The sequence below is a fragment of the Neisseria sp. HMSC067H09 genome (genome assembly GCF_001814135.1).
Taxonomy (GTDB): domain Bacteria; phylum Pseudomonadota; class Gammaproteobacteria; order Burkholderiales; family Neisseriaceae; genus Neisseria.
In genome coordinates, this window is record NZ_KV814948.1 from 42,231 (window position 1) to 58,456 (window position 16,226).

Genomic DNA, 16,226 nt, shown 5'->3' on the forward strand with positions numbered 1-16,226 from the left:
AATATTTTGGTTTTCTTGAGCAACAAGCTGTTGTGTTTCTCCGATGTGCTGTTGGATTTTCTCATCGAAACGGGAAACTTCTTCAGGATGATCAACCAAAATCTTTTTGGCGTATGAGCCGTCAGTGTCGTTTAATAACCCTTTAAGCATGGAACGGATATCGTCATATTTGGATTGGGAGGGGGCTTGAATAGAGTTTGGATCTTGGTCTTTTTGCTCCCAATCCTGGCGGATAAGGTTCAGTTCTTCTTCTGGAAGTAATAAGGAGTTTTCTCCAGGGGTAAGAGCCATTCCTAAGTCGGGATCTTTCAAATCCATACCTTTTAGCAGGGTTGAGGCAACAGAATTACTGTTTCGACCTAAACCTAGGATAGGATAGCGAAAGTTGTGAACATTAATTTTTTGTCCTATTTCTTCCCCTAAATAAAATTTTTCCATAACTTCCTCGTAGCTTCCCTCAAAGACTACTGCTTGCTTTTGAGAGGGTTTATAGAAGAAGCCTCCAATGCTATCTTCATTGTAAACATACAATTTATCAGAAGGTACATAACCTATTGGTTTGATTTTTCCTGTCTTTGAAGTTGCCAGCCCATGTAATTCGTGTATCACTTGATCATTTGGATCCAATATAGCAATAAAATTATGCCCCGCTAAACCACCAAGGAGGGGGAGTTGTGATTTAACAATTTTATAGTTTTCAGTATCTGCCATTTTTAATTCACTTTCTCAGTATCTTGTACGATTTGTTTTTCAATGTTCAAAGAGTCCACTCCCTGTTTAGGAGAGATAATGACACGATAAATATGTTTTGCACGACCGCTTCCTAAGCTTACTCTTGTAACTTTAGTTCTGATATATCCAGAGTATTCACAAAAATCTTTTATTGCATGGCAAGTCATTCCCATTTTGGAAACTACATTTTGGATATTTTCAGGACTATGGTCACTGTTTAAATGGGATGAAACCATTTTACTTAACGCTTCTTTTTTTGGTTTATTGGGAAAAGTGTCAGTAATATATTCTTTGATTTCTCCTTCAGGTAGGTGGTCATAATCGACAAACATTCTTGGAAGACCTAAATCGCAAGCAGTCAGAAAGAATGATGAAATCAAGATAATAACAGAAGATTTTTTCATATTAATGTCCTTTGTGTTTCATGGCAGTGCGGCTCTAGGCAGTAAGTTCAACCGTATCCAGTTTTCGGAAGGTTTTTGCTCACAACATCTTTATTCGCTGCCGAATTGTGCTAAAAATTCTTTTTCGGTCAGCTTGGGCGTGTCGTTTGCCAGTTCGTAATACGGGGCTTTGGCGTCGATGTAAATCTGCTCTTCCAATTTGAAATCGGCGTTGTCGGCAAACAGTCCGGCGAAGACGAAATAGCTGTCGTTCGGCAGGAAATGGTAGAACAGGTGGGTACCACAGTTTTTGCAGAACGCGCGTTCCGCCCATTCGGACGAATGGTAGCGGGCGATGTTTTCACCACCGTCGATTTTCGGCGGCTTGGCGGCAATCAGCGAAAACGTCGCACCGCTGCCCCAAGTGCGGCACATGCCGCAATGGCAGGCGTGGACGTGTTTGTCGTGTTCCACTTCTAAAGATACGTTGCCGCACAGGCATTTTGCTTTCATGGTCGAAATCCTCATATTCGAAAACTGGCTTCCAGGTCGTCTGAAAACCCGCTGCATTCGTTTTAGCGAAACTCGCTGCACTCGTTTTCAGACGACCTCGCTGTCAGACAGCGGCTACAAACAGCCCGATGGTGCAGACAAATCCGCCCGTCCACATTGCCGAACGCAGGCTCGGTTTGTCTTTCAGATAGCTGAAAATATAAGCAATGCGAAAGGCGATGAACGATATTGCCAAAAGGTTGATGGTCGCTTGCGCGGCATTGCCTGTGGCGTGTGCCACCAAAACGGCGGCGGCAAACGGGGCGAACACTTCAAAGCCGTTTTGCTGCGCGGCATTGGCGCGCGCCGACAAGCCTTGCGTGCGGGCGAGGAAATCGCGCGGATTGCGGTTGTCCGACGGCTGAAAACCGCCCTGCGCTTTGGCGATGAAGGAACAAAACAGCGGCAGCAGCGATGCGATCAGGATGCACCAATAGGCTAAAGTCATGCTTTTACCCTTTCCTAAACATATTCAACATCCGACGCGTTACGAAGAAGCCGCCGAAGATGTTGACACTGGCAATCAGGATGGCGATGAAGGCAAGCAGGGATACGAAACCGTTGCCTTGGCTGATTTGCAGCAGCGCGCCGACGACGATGATGCCGGAAATGGCGTTGGTCACGGACATCAGCGGGGTATGCAGCGAGTGGCTGACGTTCCAAACGACGTAGTAGCCGATGACGCAGGCGAGAACGAACACGATAAAGTGGTTCAAAAACGCTTCGGGCGCGACCGCGCCGACCCACAGCACTAACACGGCGGCGATGACGGCGGGCGCAAGTTTTTTCCACAGGGGAACGGGTTTCGGCTCCGGCTTGGCGGCAGGCGCGGCTTTTTCAGACGGCGTTTGCTGCGGCTGTGCAGAAACCTGAATCGGCGGAGGCGGGAAGGTGATTTCGCCGTCGCGGGTAACGGTCATGTTGCGGATAATCACGTCTTCGAAGTCCAGCGTGATTTCGCCGTCTTTGTTCGGGCTTAACAGCTTGGTCAGGTTCACCAAGTTGGTGGCGTAAAGCTGGGAAGACTGTCCGGCAAGGCGGTTTGCCATGTTGGTGTAGCCGATGATTTTCACGCCGTTGTCGGTCACAAACAATTCGCCCGGTTTGGTGAGTTCGCAGTTGCCGCCCGTCGCCGCCGCCAAATCGACGATGACGGAGCCGGATTTCATGCTTTCCACCATTTCTTTGGTAATCAGCTTGGGCGCGGGTTTGCCCGGAATGGCGGCGGTAGTGATGATGATGTCCACTTCTTTCGCCTGTTCGGCAAAGAGCTTCATCTCGGTGGCGATAAATTCGTCGCTCATCACTTTGGCGTAGCCGTCGCCGCTGCCGCCCGATTCTTGCGGGAAGTCGAGTTTCAGGAACTTGCCGCCCATCGATTCGATTTGTTCCGCCACTTCCAAGCGGGTATCGAACGCGCGCACCACTGCGCCGAGCGAGTTTGCCGTACCGATCGCCGCCAAACCCGCCACACCGGCACCAATCACCAAAACCTGAGCGGGCGGCACTTTGCCGGCGGCAGTGATTTGACCGGTGAAGAAACGGCCGAAAGCGTTGGCGGCTTCAATCACGGCGCGGTAGCCGCTGATGTTTGCCATCGAAGACAAAGCGTCCAAAGCCTGCGCTCGGGAAATACGGGGCACCATGTCCATCGCCAACGCGTTGACTTTTTTATCGGCCAGTTTCTGCACTAAAGCCTCGTTTTGGCGCGGCCACAGGAAGCTGACAATAGTTTGTCCTTCTTTGAGCAGCGGCAGCTCGCCTTCGGACGGCGCGTTGACCTTATAAATCAAAGGGCATGCCCAAACCGTCGCTTTGTCGGCAACGGTCGCGCCTGCTGTTTGGTAAGCGGCATCGTCCAAACTTGCCGCCAAACCTGCGCCGCTTTCGACAACGGTTTCAAAGCCCAGTTTGCTCAACAGGGCAACGGTGGCAGGCGTACAGGCGACGCGGGTTTCGCCGGATAATGACTCGCGTGGGATACCGATTTTCATCTCTGAATCCTTTTTTAGGTTGTCTGTATATAAATGTTAATATGTTTCATATAATTCCCTTATAGCGAATTTTTTGACGGCTGGCAATAGCTGCGGCGGATGGTTTACTTTTACGGTAAAGGTCGTCTGAAAGCTTATGTTTGCTGCCATTGATACGGGCTGGGGCTTGCGTTTCGTGTTAAAATCCTGTTTTAACAACATATAAAAGGAACACAATCATGCGCCTGCTCCACACCATGCTGCGCGTCGGCAACCTTGAAAAATCCTTGGACTTTTATCAAAACGTTTTGGGCATGAAGCTCTTGCGCCGCCACGATTATCCGGAAGGCCGTTTCACGCTGGCTTTTGTCGGTTATGGCAGCGAAGCTGAAAATACGGTTTTGGAACTGACCCACAACTGGGATACCGAAAGCTACGATTTAGGCAACGCCTACGGCCACATCGCTATCGAAGTGGACGATGCTTATAAAGCTTGCGAACGTGTAAAAGAGATGGGCGGAAAAGTCGTGCGCGAAGCAGGGCCGATGATGCACGGCACGACCGTTATTGCTTTTGTTGAAGATCCCGACGGCTATAAAATCGAGTTTATTCAGAAAAACAGTGGCAATGATTCGGTGAAATACTGATTTTCTATCAAAAGGTCGTCTGAAACGTTTGGTGAAACCCGCCAAATCTGTTTCAGACGACCTTTATCATATTTATCGGTTCGACCCTTTGACCATATCCATCAAAAACAGGCGGCAGTCTAAGTTGCCGTTGTAGAGCGGGATTTTGCGTTTGGGCGAAAGGCGCATGAATTTCGGCATATCGCGGTCGCCGGTAAACATTCCCGCCAGCCAGCCCGCGTAATGCTGTTTCAACCACGCGCCCAACTGCGGATAAAGGGCTTGTAAGGCTTGGACTTCGGCAAGGCGGACGCCGTAAGGCGGATTGGAAATCAAAATGCCGCCTTCACCGTTCGGACGGGTGTCCTGCGCGTCTTTGACTTCAAAACGGATAAACGTGTCCACTTCGGCAGCTTGGGCGTTGGCAACGGCGGCGCGGATCATATGGCGGTCGTTGTCGCTGCCCGAAATCGGGGCAGGCGCGGGGCGGATTTGCGTTTCGGCTTCGTGTTGCAGCGTTTTCCAAAGGGCGGCATCGAAATTTTTCAGCTTTTCAAATCCGAAACGGCGCATCAAACCGGGCGCGCGGCGGGTGGCAATCCACGCGGCTTCGATGACGATGGTGCCGCTGCCGCAAAACGGGTCTTGAAAAGGCTGCGTGCCGTCATAGCCCGCCAGCAGCAGCAAACCCGCAGCCAAGTTTTCGCGCATCGGCGCTTCGCCCGTATCTTGGCGGTAGCCGCGTTTGAACAAGGCTTCGCCGGATGTGTCGATGAAAATTTGAATGTCGCGCTCGTCGATAAAGGCATGGATGCGGATGTCGGGGCGGATTTTGCCGACACTGGGGCGCGCGCCGCAAGCGTCGCGGAACACGTCGCATACGGCGTCTTTGATTTTCAGCCCGACGAAATCCAAACTTTTGACTTGGGCGCGTTTGCCTTCTACTTTGACTTTGAAGGTTTGTTCCAAGTCGAACCAATCCGTCCAGCGGATATTTTTCGCCGCTTTATAAATGTCTTGCTCGCTGCGGTAGCCGCTTTTGGTCAGGCGCAGCAACACGCGGCTGGCGGTGCGCGAATGCAGGTTGATGCGGTAAACCTGCTCCATACCGCCTTTGCACGCGACGCCGCCGTCAACGGCGCGGATGTCTTGGCATTTGAGGTGTTCGAGTTCTTGGGATAAAGGGACTTCGAGACCGCGCGGGCAGGTAACGAAGAGGGAATAAGTGGTCATGCGAACCTTTCGGGGTAGGGCGGTTGAACTGAGATTGCAGTGATTATAATGCTTTTCGCAACGGGATTATCGAAAGGTCGTCTGAAAATTGCAGAAAACGAGCGATATGGCTGTTGAGATAAAGAAGGTCGTCTGAAAACCAATCCTGGTTTTCAGACGACCTTTGCCGTATTTCAAACCGTCAATCAGCGCGGATGAACCATATCGGCGGGGAAGACCAGTTCGTCAAACTCTTCGCCTGTCAGCAAGCCCAACTCAACGGCGGTTTCGCGCAGCGATTTGTCGTTTTTATAGGCGGTTTTGGCGACTTTGGCGGCGTTTTCGTAGCCGATTTTGCGGTTCAGCGCGGTAACGAGCATCAGGGAATGGTGCAGGAAATAGTCGATTTTTTCCGGTACAGGTTCGATGCCCTCGGCGCAGTTTTCGTTGAAGCTGTTGCACGCATCGCCCAAGAGGCGGATGGATTGCAAGAGGTTGTAGGCGATAACGGGCATATAGACGTTCAGCTCGAAATTGCCCGACGCGCCCGCCATGCCGATGGTGACGTCGTTGCCGAACACTTGGCAGCACACCATGGTCATCGCTTCGCATTGGGTCGGGTTGACTTTGCCCGGCATGATGGACGAACCCGGCTCGTTTTCGGGAATTTTGATTTCGCCCAAACCGCAGCGCGGGCCGCTTGCCAGCCAGCGGATGTCGTTGGCGATTTTGTTCAGGCTTGCCGCCAGCGTTTTCAGTGCGCCCGAAGTGGCAACGGCGGCATCGCGTCCGCCCAAGGCTTCAAATTTGTTCGGCGCGCTGACAAACGGCAGGCCGGACAGTTCGGCGAGTTTGGCGGCGGCTTTTTCGGCGTATTCTGGATGGCTGTTCAAACCCGTGCCGACTGCCGTGCCACCCAAAGCGAGTTCGTACAAACCTTTGAGCGCGTCGTTCAAACGACCTAAGCCGTGGTCGAGCTGGGAAACGTAGCCGGAAAACTCTTGTCCCAAAGTCAGCGGCGTCGCGTCCTGCAAGTGGGTGCGGCCGATTTTGACGATGGGGGCGAATTCTTTGGCTTTTTTGTCCAAGGTGTCGCGCAGGGCTTTTACCGCCGGAATAAGGTGGCGGTTGATTTCAATCGCGGCGGCGACGTGGATGGCGGTCGGGAACGCGTCGTTGGTCGATTGCGCGTGGTTCACATGGTCGTTGGGATGGACGGGCTGGTACGCCGCCAAACCCGTACCGGCGATTTCGTTGGCGCGGTTTGCCAGCACTTCGTTCATGTTCATATTGGACTGCGTGCCGGAGCCGGTCTGCCAAACCACTAAGGGAAACTGCCCGTCGAGCTTGCCGTTCAACACGTCATCCGCCGCCTGCGTAATCAAATCCGCCTGCTCAGGCTTAATCCTGCCGAGGGAAACATTGGTGGCGGCTGCGGCTTTTTTCACCAGCGCCAAAGCATAAATCAGCGGCTGCGGCAGGGTTTCGCCGCCGATTTTGAAATTGTTGCGGCTGCGCTGGGTCTGCGCGCCCCAATAGGCTTCGGACGGGACTTCGACATTGCCCATGGTGTCGTGTTCGGTACGGGTGCTCATTTGTTTCTCCTAAGTTAAATGATAATGCAAATAATTTGCAAGCGTATTATAGCGGGCAGGAGGTCGTCTGAAAAGCGGGGGAAGGAGGTTTGGTAAATAGGGTGGGGCAGTATGTTGAACAATAGGGCAGGGTGCGGATTGCGGTATCAAAAAAGATCGTCTGAAAAGCGGAAAATGGCTTTTCAGACGACCTTTGCTTTATCTTTGAAGGCTTATTCGATGTTTTGAACCTGCTCGCGCATTTGCTCGATTAAGACTTTCAGTTCGACTGAAGCCTGCGTGCATTCCGCCGCGATTGCTTTGCTGCCCAGCGTGTTCGCTTCGCGGTTCAGTTCCTGCATCAGGAAGTCCAAGCGTTTGCCCGCGCTGCCTTTGTTTTCCGTAACGATGCGGTGGACTTCGGCGATGTGCGTGCGCAGGCGGCTGAATTCTTCGTCAACATCGGATTTTTGGATAAACAGCGCAAATTCCTGCTGCAAACGGTCATTGTCGATATTGCCGACCGCTTCCGCCAAACGCGTGTTCACCTTGTCCATATGCGCCTGAAGCAGGCTCGGGAACAGCTCGCTCAAGGCATCCACGATTTCTTCCATGCTGGCCAAACGTTGCAACAGATGTTCGCCGAGTTTTTTGCCTTCGCGTTTGCGGGCGGCGGCAAACTCTTTCAACGCTTCGTCCAGCAACTCTTGCACGGTTTTCGCCAAAGCTTCGGGGTCTTCGCTTTGACCTGCCAATACACCCGGAAAGCGCAACACTTCAGCGACTGTCAGCTTGCCGAAACCGTGTTCCTTGCGCCAAGTTTTGTTCAAATCGGACAACTGTTTCACCAATTCTTCATTGGTTTCCAAACTCTGCCCGCCGACTGCCGCGTCCTGTAACTGAATACGGCATTCCAATTTGCCGCGTGTGGCCGAAGCCGCAATTTTTTCGCGCAACGCGCCTTCCAGATAGCGCAATTCTTCAGGCATACGGAATTGGACATCCAGATAACGGTGGTTCACCGCGCGGATTTCCAAGTTCACGCGCTTGCCGCCGCATTCTCCTGCGGCATTGGCAAAGCCGGTCATACTGTGGATATGGATGGATTGAGTCATGGTTTTACTCCGTTTCAATATACGAGTGAAAGTGGAGGGACTATAACACAATATAGGATAAGGTCTTCTGAAAATGATTTCAGACGACCTTAAACAGCCATCCCGCCGAATCCCGTATAATACCGACCACAAATTTTCACCGCTTCCCCAAAGGACAAATCATGAGCAGTTACACCCGCACTTCACGCGCTGCCGACAGCCTGCGCGACATCAAAATCACCCCGCACTTCCTTCCTCACGCCGATGGTTCGTGCCTGATCGAATGCGGCAACACCAAAGTTATCTGCACCGCTTCCATCGACGAAAATGTTCCGCCCTTCCTTCGCGGCAAGGGGCAGGGCTGGGTTACTGCCGAATACGGGATGCTGCCCGCGTCCACCGCCTCGCGTATGCGCCGTGAAGCCGCGGCAGGCAAGCAGTCGGGTCGCACTCAGGAAATCCAGCGTCTGATCGGGCGTTCGCTGCGCGCCGTCGTAGATATGGAAAAACTGGGCGAACGCCAAATCCTAATTGACTGCGACGTGATTCAGGCTGATGGCGGAACGCGCACCGCGTCTATTACCGGCGCATTCGTCGCCCTGCAAATTGCGGTCAACAAACTGCTTTCAGACGACCTCATCAACGAAAACCCCATCCGCGAAGCCGTTGCCGCCGTCTCCGCAGGCGTCGTGAACGGTGTACCGCTTTTGGATTTGGATTACCCCGAAGACTCCGGCTGCGACAGCGACGTCAACATCGTTATGACCGTTTCGGGCAAAATCATCGAAATCCAAGGCACGGCGGAAGGCGCACCGTTCAGCCTTGACGAATTGGGCAAACTGATTGCGTTGGCGCAAAAAGGCATTGCCGAGTTGACGGCGCACCAGCAAAACGCATTAAAAATATCCTGCCCTATCGGATAACGGCATTCTGCAAATGATAAAAAGGTCGTCTGAAACCTGAAGTTTCAGACGACCTTTTGGAATCGGACGGTTCGGATTATGCCAATACGCCCAAAATAACGGCGCCTGCTTTGAAGATTGCCGTTGCTTTTTGGCCGGGTACCAGATTCAGCAAATCGCTGCTTTTCATGGTAATGCCCGCGCTCAAAGCCAAGCCATCACCCAAGTCCAAGTCAACGATGCTGTTGACCGAACCGCGTTCGATATGGCTGATGATGCCTGACAATTGGTTACGCGCGGAAAGTTTGATGTTGTCGAGATTGTTGGCAATCAAGATGCTGCCCGCTTTAATCAGCACCACAACGGCCTTGCCTTTTTCCAAGCCGAGGTTGCTGACGCTTTCGTAAGTAACGGCTGCTACGATTTCCTGTCCGGTCGGTAGGGAGACGGTTACTTCGCTGTTGACCGCGCCGTTGCGGATGTCTTTAACGATGCCGTTGAATTGGTTGCGCGCGCTGATTTGCATAATAATATTCCTTTCGTGTGTTTGTTGTTTGAATTTGAACGAACAATACTATACCGTTTTCTGATGTCCAAATACAATATATTTTTAAATAAAATATGTCTTAATAACTAGTATTTTGTACTGATTGATTAGAAAAATATAACAAGATGCAACTATTAGGTTTGAAATAAAAAGTCGTCTGAAACCATATTTTCAGACGACCTTCGACATCCGACGGCCTGTTTGTCGCCAAAATCCAATTTATCCTTGAAATTCATGTAAACGACAGTAAAATACACAAAGATTTGCCCGCCTTTTGCCGCAGCGTGAAAACCTGCTCAGACAGGCGGGAAGATTCCGACTTTGCAGCACCACGCTGCCCTACCAATCTCAAACAGAAAGCACGAAACATGGCGTTAATCGTACACAAATACGGCGGCACATCAGTAGGCTCACCCGAACGCATTAAAAACGTAGCCAAACGTGTCGCCAAAGCCCGCGCCGAAGGACACGACATCGTTGTCGTCGTATCCGCCATGAGCGGCGAAACCAACCGCTTGGTTGCGCTGGCGCACGAAATGCAGGAGCATCCCGATCCGCGCGAGCTGGACGTAGTCTTAGCTACCGGCGAACAAGTGACCATCGGCCTTTTGGCAATGGCATTGAAAGACATCGGCGTGGATGCCAAAAGCTACACCGGCTGGCAGGTCGCCCTCAAAACCGATACTTCCCACACCAAAGCCCGCATCGAAAGCATAGATGACGAAAAAATGCGCGCCGACCTCGCCGAGGGCAAAGTCGTCATCGTTGCCGGTTTCCAAGGCATCAGCAGCGAAGGCGATATTTCCACGCTCGGACGCGGCGGTTCCGACACCTCCGCCGTTGCGCTCGCCGCGGCCCTCAAAGCGGACGAATGCCAAATCTATACCGACGTAGACGGCGTTTACACCACCGACCCCCGCGTCGTGCCTGAAGCGCGCCGCATGGATACGGTTACATTTGAAGAAATGATCGAACTGGCAAGCCTCGGTTCGAAAGTTTTGCAAATCCGTTCAGTAGAATTCGCCGGAAAATACAAAGTGCGCCTGCGCGTACTGAGCAGCCTGCAAGACGGCGGCAACGGCACCTTAATTACCTTTGAAGAGGACGACAACATGGAAAGAGCTGCCGTAACCGGTATCGCATTCGATAAAAACCAAGCCCGCATCAACGTGCGCGGCGTACCCGACAAACCCGGCGTCGCCTATCAGATTTTAGGCGCGGTTGCCGATGCCAACATCGAAGTCGACATGATCATCCAAAATGTCGGCAGCGAAGGCACTACCGATTTCTCCTTCACCGTACCGCGCGGCGAGTACAAACAAACCATCGAAATCCTGACCAAACTGCAAGACAGCATCGGCGCAGCCGCCATCGACGGCGACGACACCGTGTGCAAAGTCTCCGCAGTCGGCTTGGGCATGCGTTCGCACGTCGGCGTTGCCGCCAAAATCTTCCGCACCCTCGCCGAAGAAGGTATCAACATCCAAATGATTTCCACCTCAGAAATCAAAGTTTCCGTCTTGATTGACGAGAAATACATGGAACTTGCCACCCGCGTCCTGCACAAAGCGTTTGATTTGGGTTAATCAGGTTGTATGCTTGAAAGGTCGTCTGAAATTTTATTTTCAGACGACCTTTTATTTTATTGTGGAAAAGTAGCCCAGTTTTTTGAATCAGGCATTTTTGAGTGAAAAGATTACAGGGGAGGGTGGTGGTATAGCGGATTAAAATTGCAATGATACAGCGTTGCCAACGCCCTTATATATAGTGGATTAAATTTAAATCAGGACAAGGCGACGAAGCCGCAGACAGTACAGATAGTACGGCAAGGCGAGGCAACACCGTACTGGTTTAAAGTTAATCCACTATACTATCCGTAAACGGCACCCGTTGCTGCTTTGTCTCATTTTTATTTTAATCCGCTATAACAATGTAGATATTTACTGTTTTGATTTACTCCGGCTTGTCAGATATAGGCAGTAACAGCAATGTTTTCAGACGACCTTTTGATGCCTTGATATTTTGATGTCTTGATATTTAGTGAGGCTAGGCTATCTTTCTGTTTTCCCTTATAATGCCGAGTCTTTCTATACACTTTTCCGTCCTCCCCCTTTTCCCATGAAACCGATTCCTAGCTATACGCGCTGGTGGCGTTATAAATCCTACCTGCCCGACGCATCGCTGCCGGCGCATACGGTGGATTGTCCGGACTGCGGCAACCGCATGGATATTCCGCGCCTGCGGCAGGGGCAGGAAGCGCATTGTCCGGTGTGCAATCATGAAGTGGTCGAGGTGGAAAACAATCCTTATGTTGCGCCGCTGGCTTACGCGACGACTTCGCTGATTTTGATGGCGTTTGCGTACAGCATGGTTTATATCCGCGTGGAACTCCTCGGCGTAACATCCGTCCTGTCGCTGCCGGAAATGATGCGGCTTTTGATTTATCAGGATTACGGCTTTCTGGCGGAAGTGATGTTCGTCCTCACTTTTGGCGCGCCGGTATTGTTTTTGCTGCTCTGCCTGTATGTTTATACTGCGTTGGTGCGCGAGCGGGCGTATCCTGCGCTGCGGTTTGCGACGCGGGTTTTGGTCAGGCTGCGCCATGCGATTATGGTGGATGTGTTCTTTATTTCCACTTTAGTGGCGTATATCAAGCTCTCGTCTGTGGCGGAGGTTGAATTCGGCTCGGCATTTTATTTGATGTTTGCGCTGTCGGTCATGCTGATTCGGACTTCGGTCTCGATTCCGCAGCATTGGGTTTATTATAAAATCCACAGGCTGACGGGCGGGGATGCGGTACAAGCGGCATCCGAAGACAAAATTTGTTGCAGCCGCTGCCTGTATTTCCGCGATAAAGACGAGCAGCCTTGCGAGGTCTGCGGTGCGGATTTGTACCGCCGCCGCCCGAAAAGCCTGAGCATTTCGCTGGCGTTTTTGATTGCGGCGTTTATCCTGTATTTCCCCGCGAATATTCTGCCGATTATGATTTCGTCGAACCCTACCGCGCTGGAGGTCAATACGATTTTCAACGGCATTGTGTATATGTGGAACGACGGCGACAGGCCGATTGCGGTGATTATTTTCAGCGCGAGTATTTTGGTGCCGGTCTTGAAGATTATCGCAATGGCGGTTTTGATTGCGTCCGCTTATTTCAAACCGCCGATGAGCGCGTCGAAAATGTCGGTGCTTTACCGGATTACCGAATCCATCGGCCGCTGGTCGATGATTGATATTTTTGTGATTATTATTTTGATGAGTTCGTTCCACACCAACATGGCGCGCGTCGTCCCCGGCGGGGCGGCGGTTTATTTCTGCCTGGTGGTGGTATTGACCATGCTGTCTGCCTATTATTTCGACCCCCGCCTGATTTGGGACAGGCAGCAGCAGCTTTCAGACGACCCCGATTCCGACGATAACCAGAAACAATGAAAAAACACGATTCTTCTCAAACACATCGCGCACCCGCGCGTGTCAAAAAAACCAATGTCTTCACGTCTATCGTGTGGCTGATTCCGCTGATTGCGCTGATTGCGGGCGGCTGGCTGCTGGTGAAAGATATCCGCAACCGAGGTCCGGTCGTCACGCTTTTGATGGACAGCGCGGAAGGCATTGAAGTCAACAATACGGTAATTAAAGTATTGAACGTCGATGTCGGACACGTTACCCGCATCAAGTTGCGCGACGACCAAAAAGGCGTGGAAGTAACCGCACAGCTTAATGCGGACGTAACCGATCTGATCCGTAGCGATACGCAATTTTGGGTGGTTAGGCCGCGCATTGATCAAAGCGGCGTAACGGGTTTGGGTACGCTCCTGTCCGGCTCGTATATCGCGTTCACGCCGGGCAAAAGCAATGAAACGAAGGATGTATTTGAAGTACAGGATATCCCGCCGATTGCCGCCATCGGACAAAGCGGCCTACGCCTGAAGCTGGTCGGTCAAAACGACAAAATCCTCAATGTCAGCAGCCCCGTGCTTTATGAAAACTTTATGGTCGGACAGGTAGAAAGTGCGCATTTCGAGCCTGCCGACCAAACCGTGCATTACACCATCTTCATCCAAAGCCCGAACGACAAACTGATTAATTCGGAAAGCCGCTTTTGGCTGGAGAGCGGCATCAATATCGAAACCACGGGCAGCGGCGTAAAACTCAACTCCGCTCCTCTGCCCGCGTTGCTTTCCGGCGCGATTTCGTTTGATTCGCCGAAAACTAAAAACAGCAAAAATGTGAAGAGCGAAGACAGTTTCACACTTTACGACAGCCGCAGCGAAGTGGCAAACCTGCCTGACAACCGTTCGTTGTATTACACCGCATTTTTCAAACAATCCGTGCGCGGTCTGACCGCAGGCTCGCCCGTCGAATATAAAGGACTGAATGTCGGCGTGGTTTCCGACGTTCCCTATTTCGACCGCAACGACAGCCTGCATCTGTTTGAAAACGGCTGGATTCCCGTGCGCATCCGCATCGAGCCGTCGCGCATGGAAATCAATGCCGACGAACAAAGCAAAGAACATTGGAAACAACAATTCCAAGCAGCTTTGGGCAAAGGCCTGACCGCTACCATTTCCAGCAACAACCTGCTGACCGGCAGCAAAATGATCGAACTGAACGACCAGCCTTCGTCTTTGCCCAAGCTGCGACCGCACACCGTTTACGCAGGCGATACCGTCATTGCCACACAAGGCGGCGGTTTGGACGATTTGCAGGCGAAAGTGGCGGATTTGTTAGAGAAATTCAACAATCTGCCGTTGGATAAAACCGTTGCCGGGTTGAACGGTTCGCTCGCCGAACTCAAATCCACCCTCAAATCTGCCAATGCCGCCCTAAGCTCTATCGACAAACTGGTCGGCAAACCGCAAACGCAAAACATTCCGAACGAGCTGAACCAAACCCTGAAAGAATTGCGTCAAACCCTGCAAGGCGTATCGCCGCAATCACCCATCTACGGCGACGTGCAAAATACTCTGCAAAGTTTGGACAAAACCCTCAGGGACGTACAGCCCGTCATTAATACTTTGAAAGAAAAACCCAATGCGCTGATTTTCAACAGCAGCAGCAAAGACCCCATCCCGAAAGGAAGCCGATAATGCGCCTCTTCCCGATTGCCGCCGCCCTGACGCTTGCCGCCTGCGGCACCGCGCAAAGCCCGCAATATTTCGTCCTGCCCGACAGCCAATACATCCGGCCGGCGGCGCAAGGCAGTGAAATCGCGGTCAAAGTCAACCTTGCCGAACCGCTTGCCAGCGGCGGCCTCGTTTATCAAACCGATGCGTATCATGTGAATCTGGCGAAGAACCACCTTTGGGCAGCGCCGCTTGACGGTGCGTTGGCAGCAAACCTCAGCAACAAACTCAACCGCCTCAACCCGCGCCACACTTTCGTTCCCGCCTCACGCAGCCAAAGCAGCCAAACCCTGAAAATCTATGTTGAAGCCTTCCAAGGCAGCTATCAGGGTCAGACTACCGTCAGCGGCTACGCCCTGTGGCCGGACGGGCGCAACAAACCGTTTGACGTTACCACCCCGCAACAAGGCGACGGCTATACCGCCATGCTGGAATCTTTGGAAAACGGTTTGAACGAAGCAGCAAAAAGCATCGCCTATTGATGAGGTCGTCTGAAAACCCCTGTTGTAGGCTTCGCCAAAAACATTCACAACGCAAAAGGAAGAAACATGCAAAACATCACGCTCTATACCCATCCCTTTTCACGCGGCAGATACGTCGTATGGATGCTGAAAGAATGCGGCGCGGAATACACCGTCGTACCCATCCAGTTCGGCACGCAAATGAAATCCGCCGAATATCTCGCCATCAATCCCCAAGGGCAAGTCCCCGCACTGAAATTCGGTGATGCCGTACTGACCGAATCGACCGCCATCATTACCTTTTTGGCGGAACAGTTCCCCGACAAACACCTCATCCCCGCCGCAGGTACGGTGGAGCGCGGCGAATACTACCGCTGGATGTGCATATTGATGCACCTCGAATACGCAGCCTTCAACAAACTGCACAACCTGCCCGTCGATACGCCCGAATGCCGCCGCCAAATCGGTTACGGCGATTTCGATACCGCATGGAACACATTGCGCGAACACTTGAAAAACCGCGACTACATCGTCGGCAACAGCTTTACCGCGATGGATTTGTACTGCTCCGCGCTGATTCTGCACTTAACGCAAAATTGGAAAGTGTTGCCCGCCGATGAAACCGACGTATTGCAACGCTACGCCGCCAAACATCTCGCCCGCTCCGCTTTCGCCGAAACCACGGCATGGATGCTGGAAACCGCCGCCCAAATGCCACCTGTTGCATAAATCAAGATTATTAGAACCGAAAGGTCGTCTGAAACCTACTGTACGGGTTTCGCCAAAAACATTCACAACGCAAAAGGAAAAGACATGCAAAACATCATGCTCTACACCCATCCCCTTTCACGCGGCACATACGTCGCATGGATGCTGAAAGAATGCGGCGCGGAATACACCGTCGTCCCCATCCAATTCGGCGCACAGATTCAGTCCGCCGAATATCTCGCCATCAATCCACAAGCCCAAGTCCCCGCACTCAAATTCGGCGATACCGTATTGACCGAATCGCTCGCCATCATTACCTTTTTGGCGGAACAGTTCCCC

At 52.0% G+C, this 16,226-nt stretch carries 16 protein-coding genes and 2 pseudogenes; 9 read left to right on the forward strand and 9 right to left on the reverse strand.

Annotated elements, in window-relative coordinates; genetic code table 11:
- From HMPREF2954_RS10950 to HMPREF2954_RS10970, 5 genes and pseudogenes are all read right to left on the reverse strand, one after another.
- Window positions 1-711: pseudogene (locus HMPREF2954_RS10950) on the reverse strand (hypothetical protein); the annotation flags it as partial.
- 2 nt (window positions 712-713) lie between these two features.
- Entirely contained in the window at window positions 714-1,136 is a 423-nt protein-coding gene (locus tag HMPREF2954_RS10955; RefSeq protein WP_045073785.1) for a hypothetical protein, read from the reverse strand.
- 90 nt (window positions 1,137-1,226) lie between these two features.
- Window positions 1,227-1,628: a GFA family protein gene (locus HMPREF2954_RS10960; RefSeq protein WP_045073787.1), complete on the reverse strand. Its 402-nt coding sequence runs from the start codon at window positions 1,626-1,628 to the stop codon at window positions 1,227-1,229.
- A gap of 103 nt (window positions 1,629-1,731) precedes the next feature.
- Entirely contained in the window at window positions 1,732-2,115 is a 384-nt protein-coding gene (locus HMPREF2954_RS10965; RefSeq protein ID WP_045073789.1) for an MAPEG family protein, read from the reverse strand.
- A gap of 4 nt (window positions 2,116-2,119) precedes the next feature.
- Window positions 2,120-3,661: a Re/Si-specific NAD(P)(+) transhydrogenase subunit alpha gene (locus HMPREF2954_RS10970; protein ID WP_045073791.1), complete on the reverse strand. Its 1,542-nt coding sequence runs from the start codon at window positions 3,659-3,661 to the stop codon at window positions 2,120-2,122.
- 218 nt (window positions 3,662-3,879) lie between these two features.
- On the opposite strand from HMPREF2954_RS10970, the gene gloA reads away from it, so the two are divergent.
- Window positions 3,880-4,287 carry a lactoylglutathione lyase gene (gloA, locus tag HMPREF2954_RS10975; protein ID WP_016687772.1) on the forward strand — a complete coding sequence of 136 codons (408 nt, stop codon included), beginning with the start codon at window positions 3,880-3,882 and terminating at the stop codon, window positions 4,285-4,287.
- Window positions 4,288-4,359: 72 nt separating this feature from the next.
- Here the strand turns inward: gloA and HMPREF2954_RS10980 are convergent, their stop codons facing one another.
- From HMPREF2954_RS10980 to HMPREF2954_RS10990, 3 genes are all read right to left on the reverse strand, one after another.
- On the reverse strand, window positions 4,360-5,499 hold the full coding sequence (locus tag HMPREF2954_RS10980) for a THUMP domain-containing class I SAM-dependent RNA methyltransferase (RefSeq protein WP_045073793.1): 1,140 nt from the start codon (window positions 5,497-5,499) through the stop codon (window positions 4,360-4,362).
- Window positions 5,500-5,684: 185 nt separating this feature from the next.
- On the reverse strand, window positions 5,685-7,073 hold the full coding sequence (fumC, locus tag HMPREF2954_RS10985; protein ID WP_045073796.1) for a class II fumarate hydratase: 1,389 nt from the start codon (window positions 7,071-7,073) through the stop codon (window positions 5,685-5,687).
- Between the two features lie 212 nt (window positions 7,074-7,285).
- Window positions 7,286-8,167, reverse strand: coding sequence for a YicC/YloC family endoribonuclease (locus tag HMPREF2954_RS10990; protein WP_045073798.1), 882 nt, complete (start codon window positions 8,165-8,167; stop codon window positions 7,286-7,288).
- Between the two features lie 161 nt (window positions 8,168-8,328).
- Here HMPREF2954_RS10990 and rph point away from each other — a divergent pair, with 161 nt between their 5' ends.
- Window positions 8,329-9,069: a ribonuclease PH gene (gene rph / locus HMPREF2954_RS10995; RefSeq protein WP_045073800.1), complete on the forward strand. Its 741-nt coding sequence runs from the start codon at window positions 8,329-8,331 to the stop codon at window positions 9,067-9,069.
- Window positions 9,070-9,145: 76 nt separating this feature from the next.
- On the opposite strand, the gene HMPREF2954_RS11000 is transcribed toward rph, so the two are convergent.
- Window positions 9,146-9,574 (reverse strand): TOBE domain-containing protein, encoded by a 429-nt coding sequence (locus tag HMPREF2954_RS11000; RefSeq protein ID WP_045073802.1) that lies wholly within the window; start codon window positions 9,572-9,574, stop codon window positions 9,146-9,148.
- A 389-nt stretch (window positions 9,575-9,963) separates the two neighbouring features.
- Here HMPREF2954_RS11000 and HMPREF2954_RS11005 point away from each other — a divergent pair, with 389 nt between their 5' ends.
- From HMPREF2954_RS11005 to HMPREF2954_RS11030, 7 genes and pseudogenes are all read left to right on the forward strand, one after another.
- On the forward strand, window positions 9,964-11,181 hold the full coding sequence (locus HMPREF2954_RS11005) for an aspartate kinase (protein WP_045073804.1): 1,218 nt from the start codon (window positions 9,964-9,966) through the stop codon (window positions 11,179-11,181).
- A 177-nt stretch (window positions 11,182-11,358) separates the two neighbouring features.
- A pseudogene (locus HMPREF2954_RS13145) lies at window positions 11,359-11,466 on the forward strand (IS5/IS1182 family transposase); the annotation flags it as partial.
- Between the two features lie 247 nt (window positions 11,467-11,713).
- Window positions 11,714-13,024, forward strand: coding sequence for a paraquat-inducible protein A (locus HMPREF2954_RS11010; protein WP_045073807.1), 1,311 nt, complete (start codon window positions 11,714-11,716; stop codon window positions 13,022-13,024).
- Entirely contained in the window at window positions 13,021-14,682 is a 1,662-nt protein-coding gene (gene pqiB, locus HMPREF2954_RS11015; RefSeq protein WP_070689139.1) for an intermembrane transport protein PqiB, read from the forward strand. The genes HMPREF2954_RS11010 and pqiB overlap by 4 nt, the downstream gene beginning before the upstream one ends.
- Window positions 14,682-15,200 carry a PqiC family protein gene (locus HMPREF2954_RS11020; protein ID WP_045073812.1) on the forward strand — a complete coding sequence of 173 codons (519 nt, stop codon included), beginning with the start codon at window positions 14,682-14,684 and terminating at the stop codon, window positions 15,198-15,200. The genes pqiB and HMPREF2954_RS11020 overlap by 1 nt, the downstream gene beginning before the upstream one ends.
- Window positions 15,201-15,266: 66 nt before the next feature.
- Window positions 15,267-15,908: a glutathione S-transferase family protein gene (locus HMPREF2954_RS11025; protein ID WP_070689140.1), complete on the forward strand. Its 642-nt coding sequence runs from the start codon at window positions 15,267-15,269 to the stop codon at window positions 15,906-15,908.
- An 84-nt stretch (window positions 15,909-15,992) separates the two neighbouring features.
- The coding region (locus tag HMPREF2954_RS11030) for a glutathione S-transferase N-terminal domain-containing protein (RefSeq protein WP_141755672.1) at window positions 15,993-16,226 on the forward strand (234 nt) is incomplete at its 3' end.

Coding starts and splice junctions, on each gene's coding strand:
- HMPREF2954_RS10955 (WP_045073785.1), bottom strand. CDS start 1,136: ATGAAAAAATCTTCTGTTATTATCTTGATTTCATCATTCTTTCTGACT.
- HMPREF2954_RS10960 (WP_045073787.1), bottom strand. CDS start 1,628: ATGAAAGCAAAATGCCTGTGCGGCAACGTATCTTTAGAAGTGGAACAC.
- HMPREF2954_RS10965 (WP_045073789.1), bottom strand. CDS start 2,115: ATGACTTTAGCCTATTGGTGCATCCTGATCGCATCGCTGCTGCCGCTG.
- HMPREF2954_RS10970 (WP_045073791.1), bottom strand. CDS start 3,661: ATGAAAATCGGTATCCCACGCGAGTCATTATCCGGCGAAACCCGCGTC.
- gloA (WP_016687772.1), top strand. CDS start 3,880: ATGCGCCTGCTCCACACCATGCTGCGCGTCGGCAACCTTGAAAAATCC.
- HMPREF2954_RS10980 (WP_045073793.1), bottom strand. CDS start 5,499: ATGACCACTTATTCCCTCTTCGTTACCTGCCCGCGCGGTCTCGAAGTC.
- fumC (WP_045073796.1), bottom strand. CDS start 7,073: ATGAGCACCCGTACCGAACACGACACCATGGGCAATGTCGAAGTCCCG.
- HMPREF2954_RS10990 (WP_045073798.1), bottom strand. CDS start 8,167: ATGACTCAATCCATCCATATCCACAGTATGACCGGCTTTGCCAATGCC.
- rph (WP_045073800.1), top strand. CDS start 8,329: ATGAGCAGTTACACCCGCACTTCACGCGCTGCCGACAGCCTGCGCGAC.
- HMPREF2954_RS11000 (WP_045073802.1), bottom strand. CDS start 9,574: ATGCAAATCAGCGCGCGCAACCAATTCAACGGCATCGTTAAAGACATC.
- HMPREF2954_RS11005 (WP_045073804.1), top strand. CDS start 9,964: ATGGCGTTAATCGTACACAAATACGGCGGCACATCAGTAGGCTCACCC.
- HMPREF2954_RS11010 (WP_045073807.1), top strand. CDS start 11,714: ATGAAACCGATTCCTAGCTATACGCGCTGGTGGCGTTATAAATCCTAC.
- pqiB (WP_070689139.1), top strand. CDS start 13,021: ATGAAAAAACACGATTCTTCTCAAACACATCGCGCACCCGCGCGTGTC.
- HMPREF2954_RS11020 (WP_045073812.1), top strand. CDS start 14,682: ATGCGCCTCTTCCCGATTGCCGCCGCCCTGACGCTTGCCGCCTGCGGC.
- HMPREF2954_RS11025 (WP_070689140.1), top strand. CDS start 15,267: ATGCAAAACATCACGCTCTATACCCATCCCTTTTCACGCGGCAGATAC.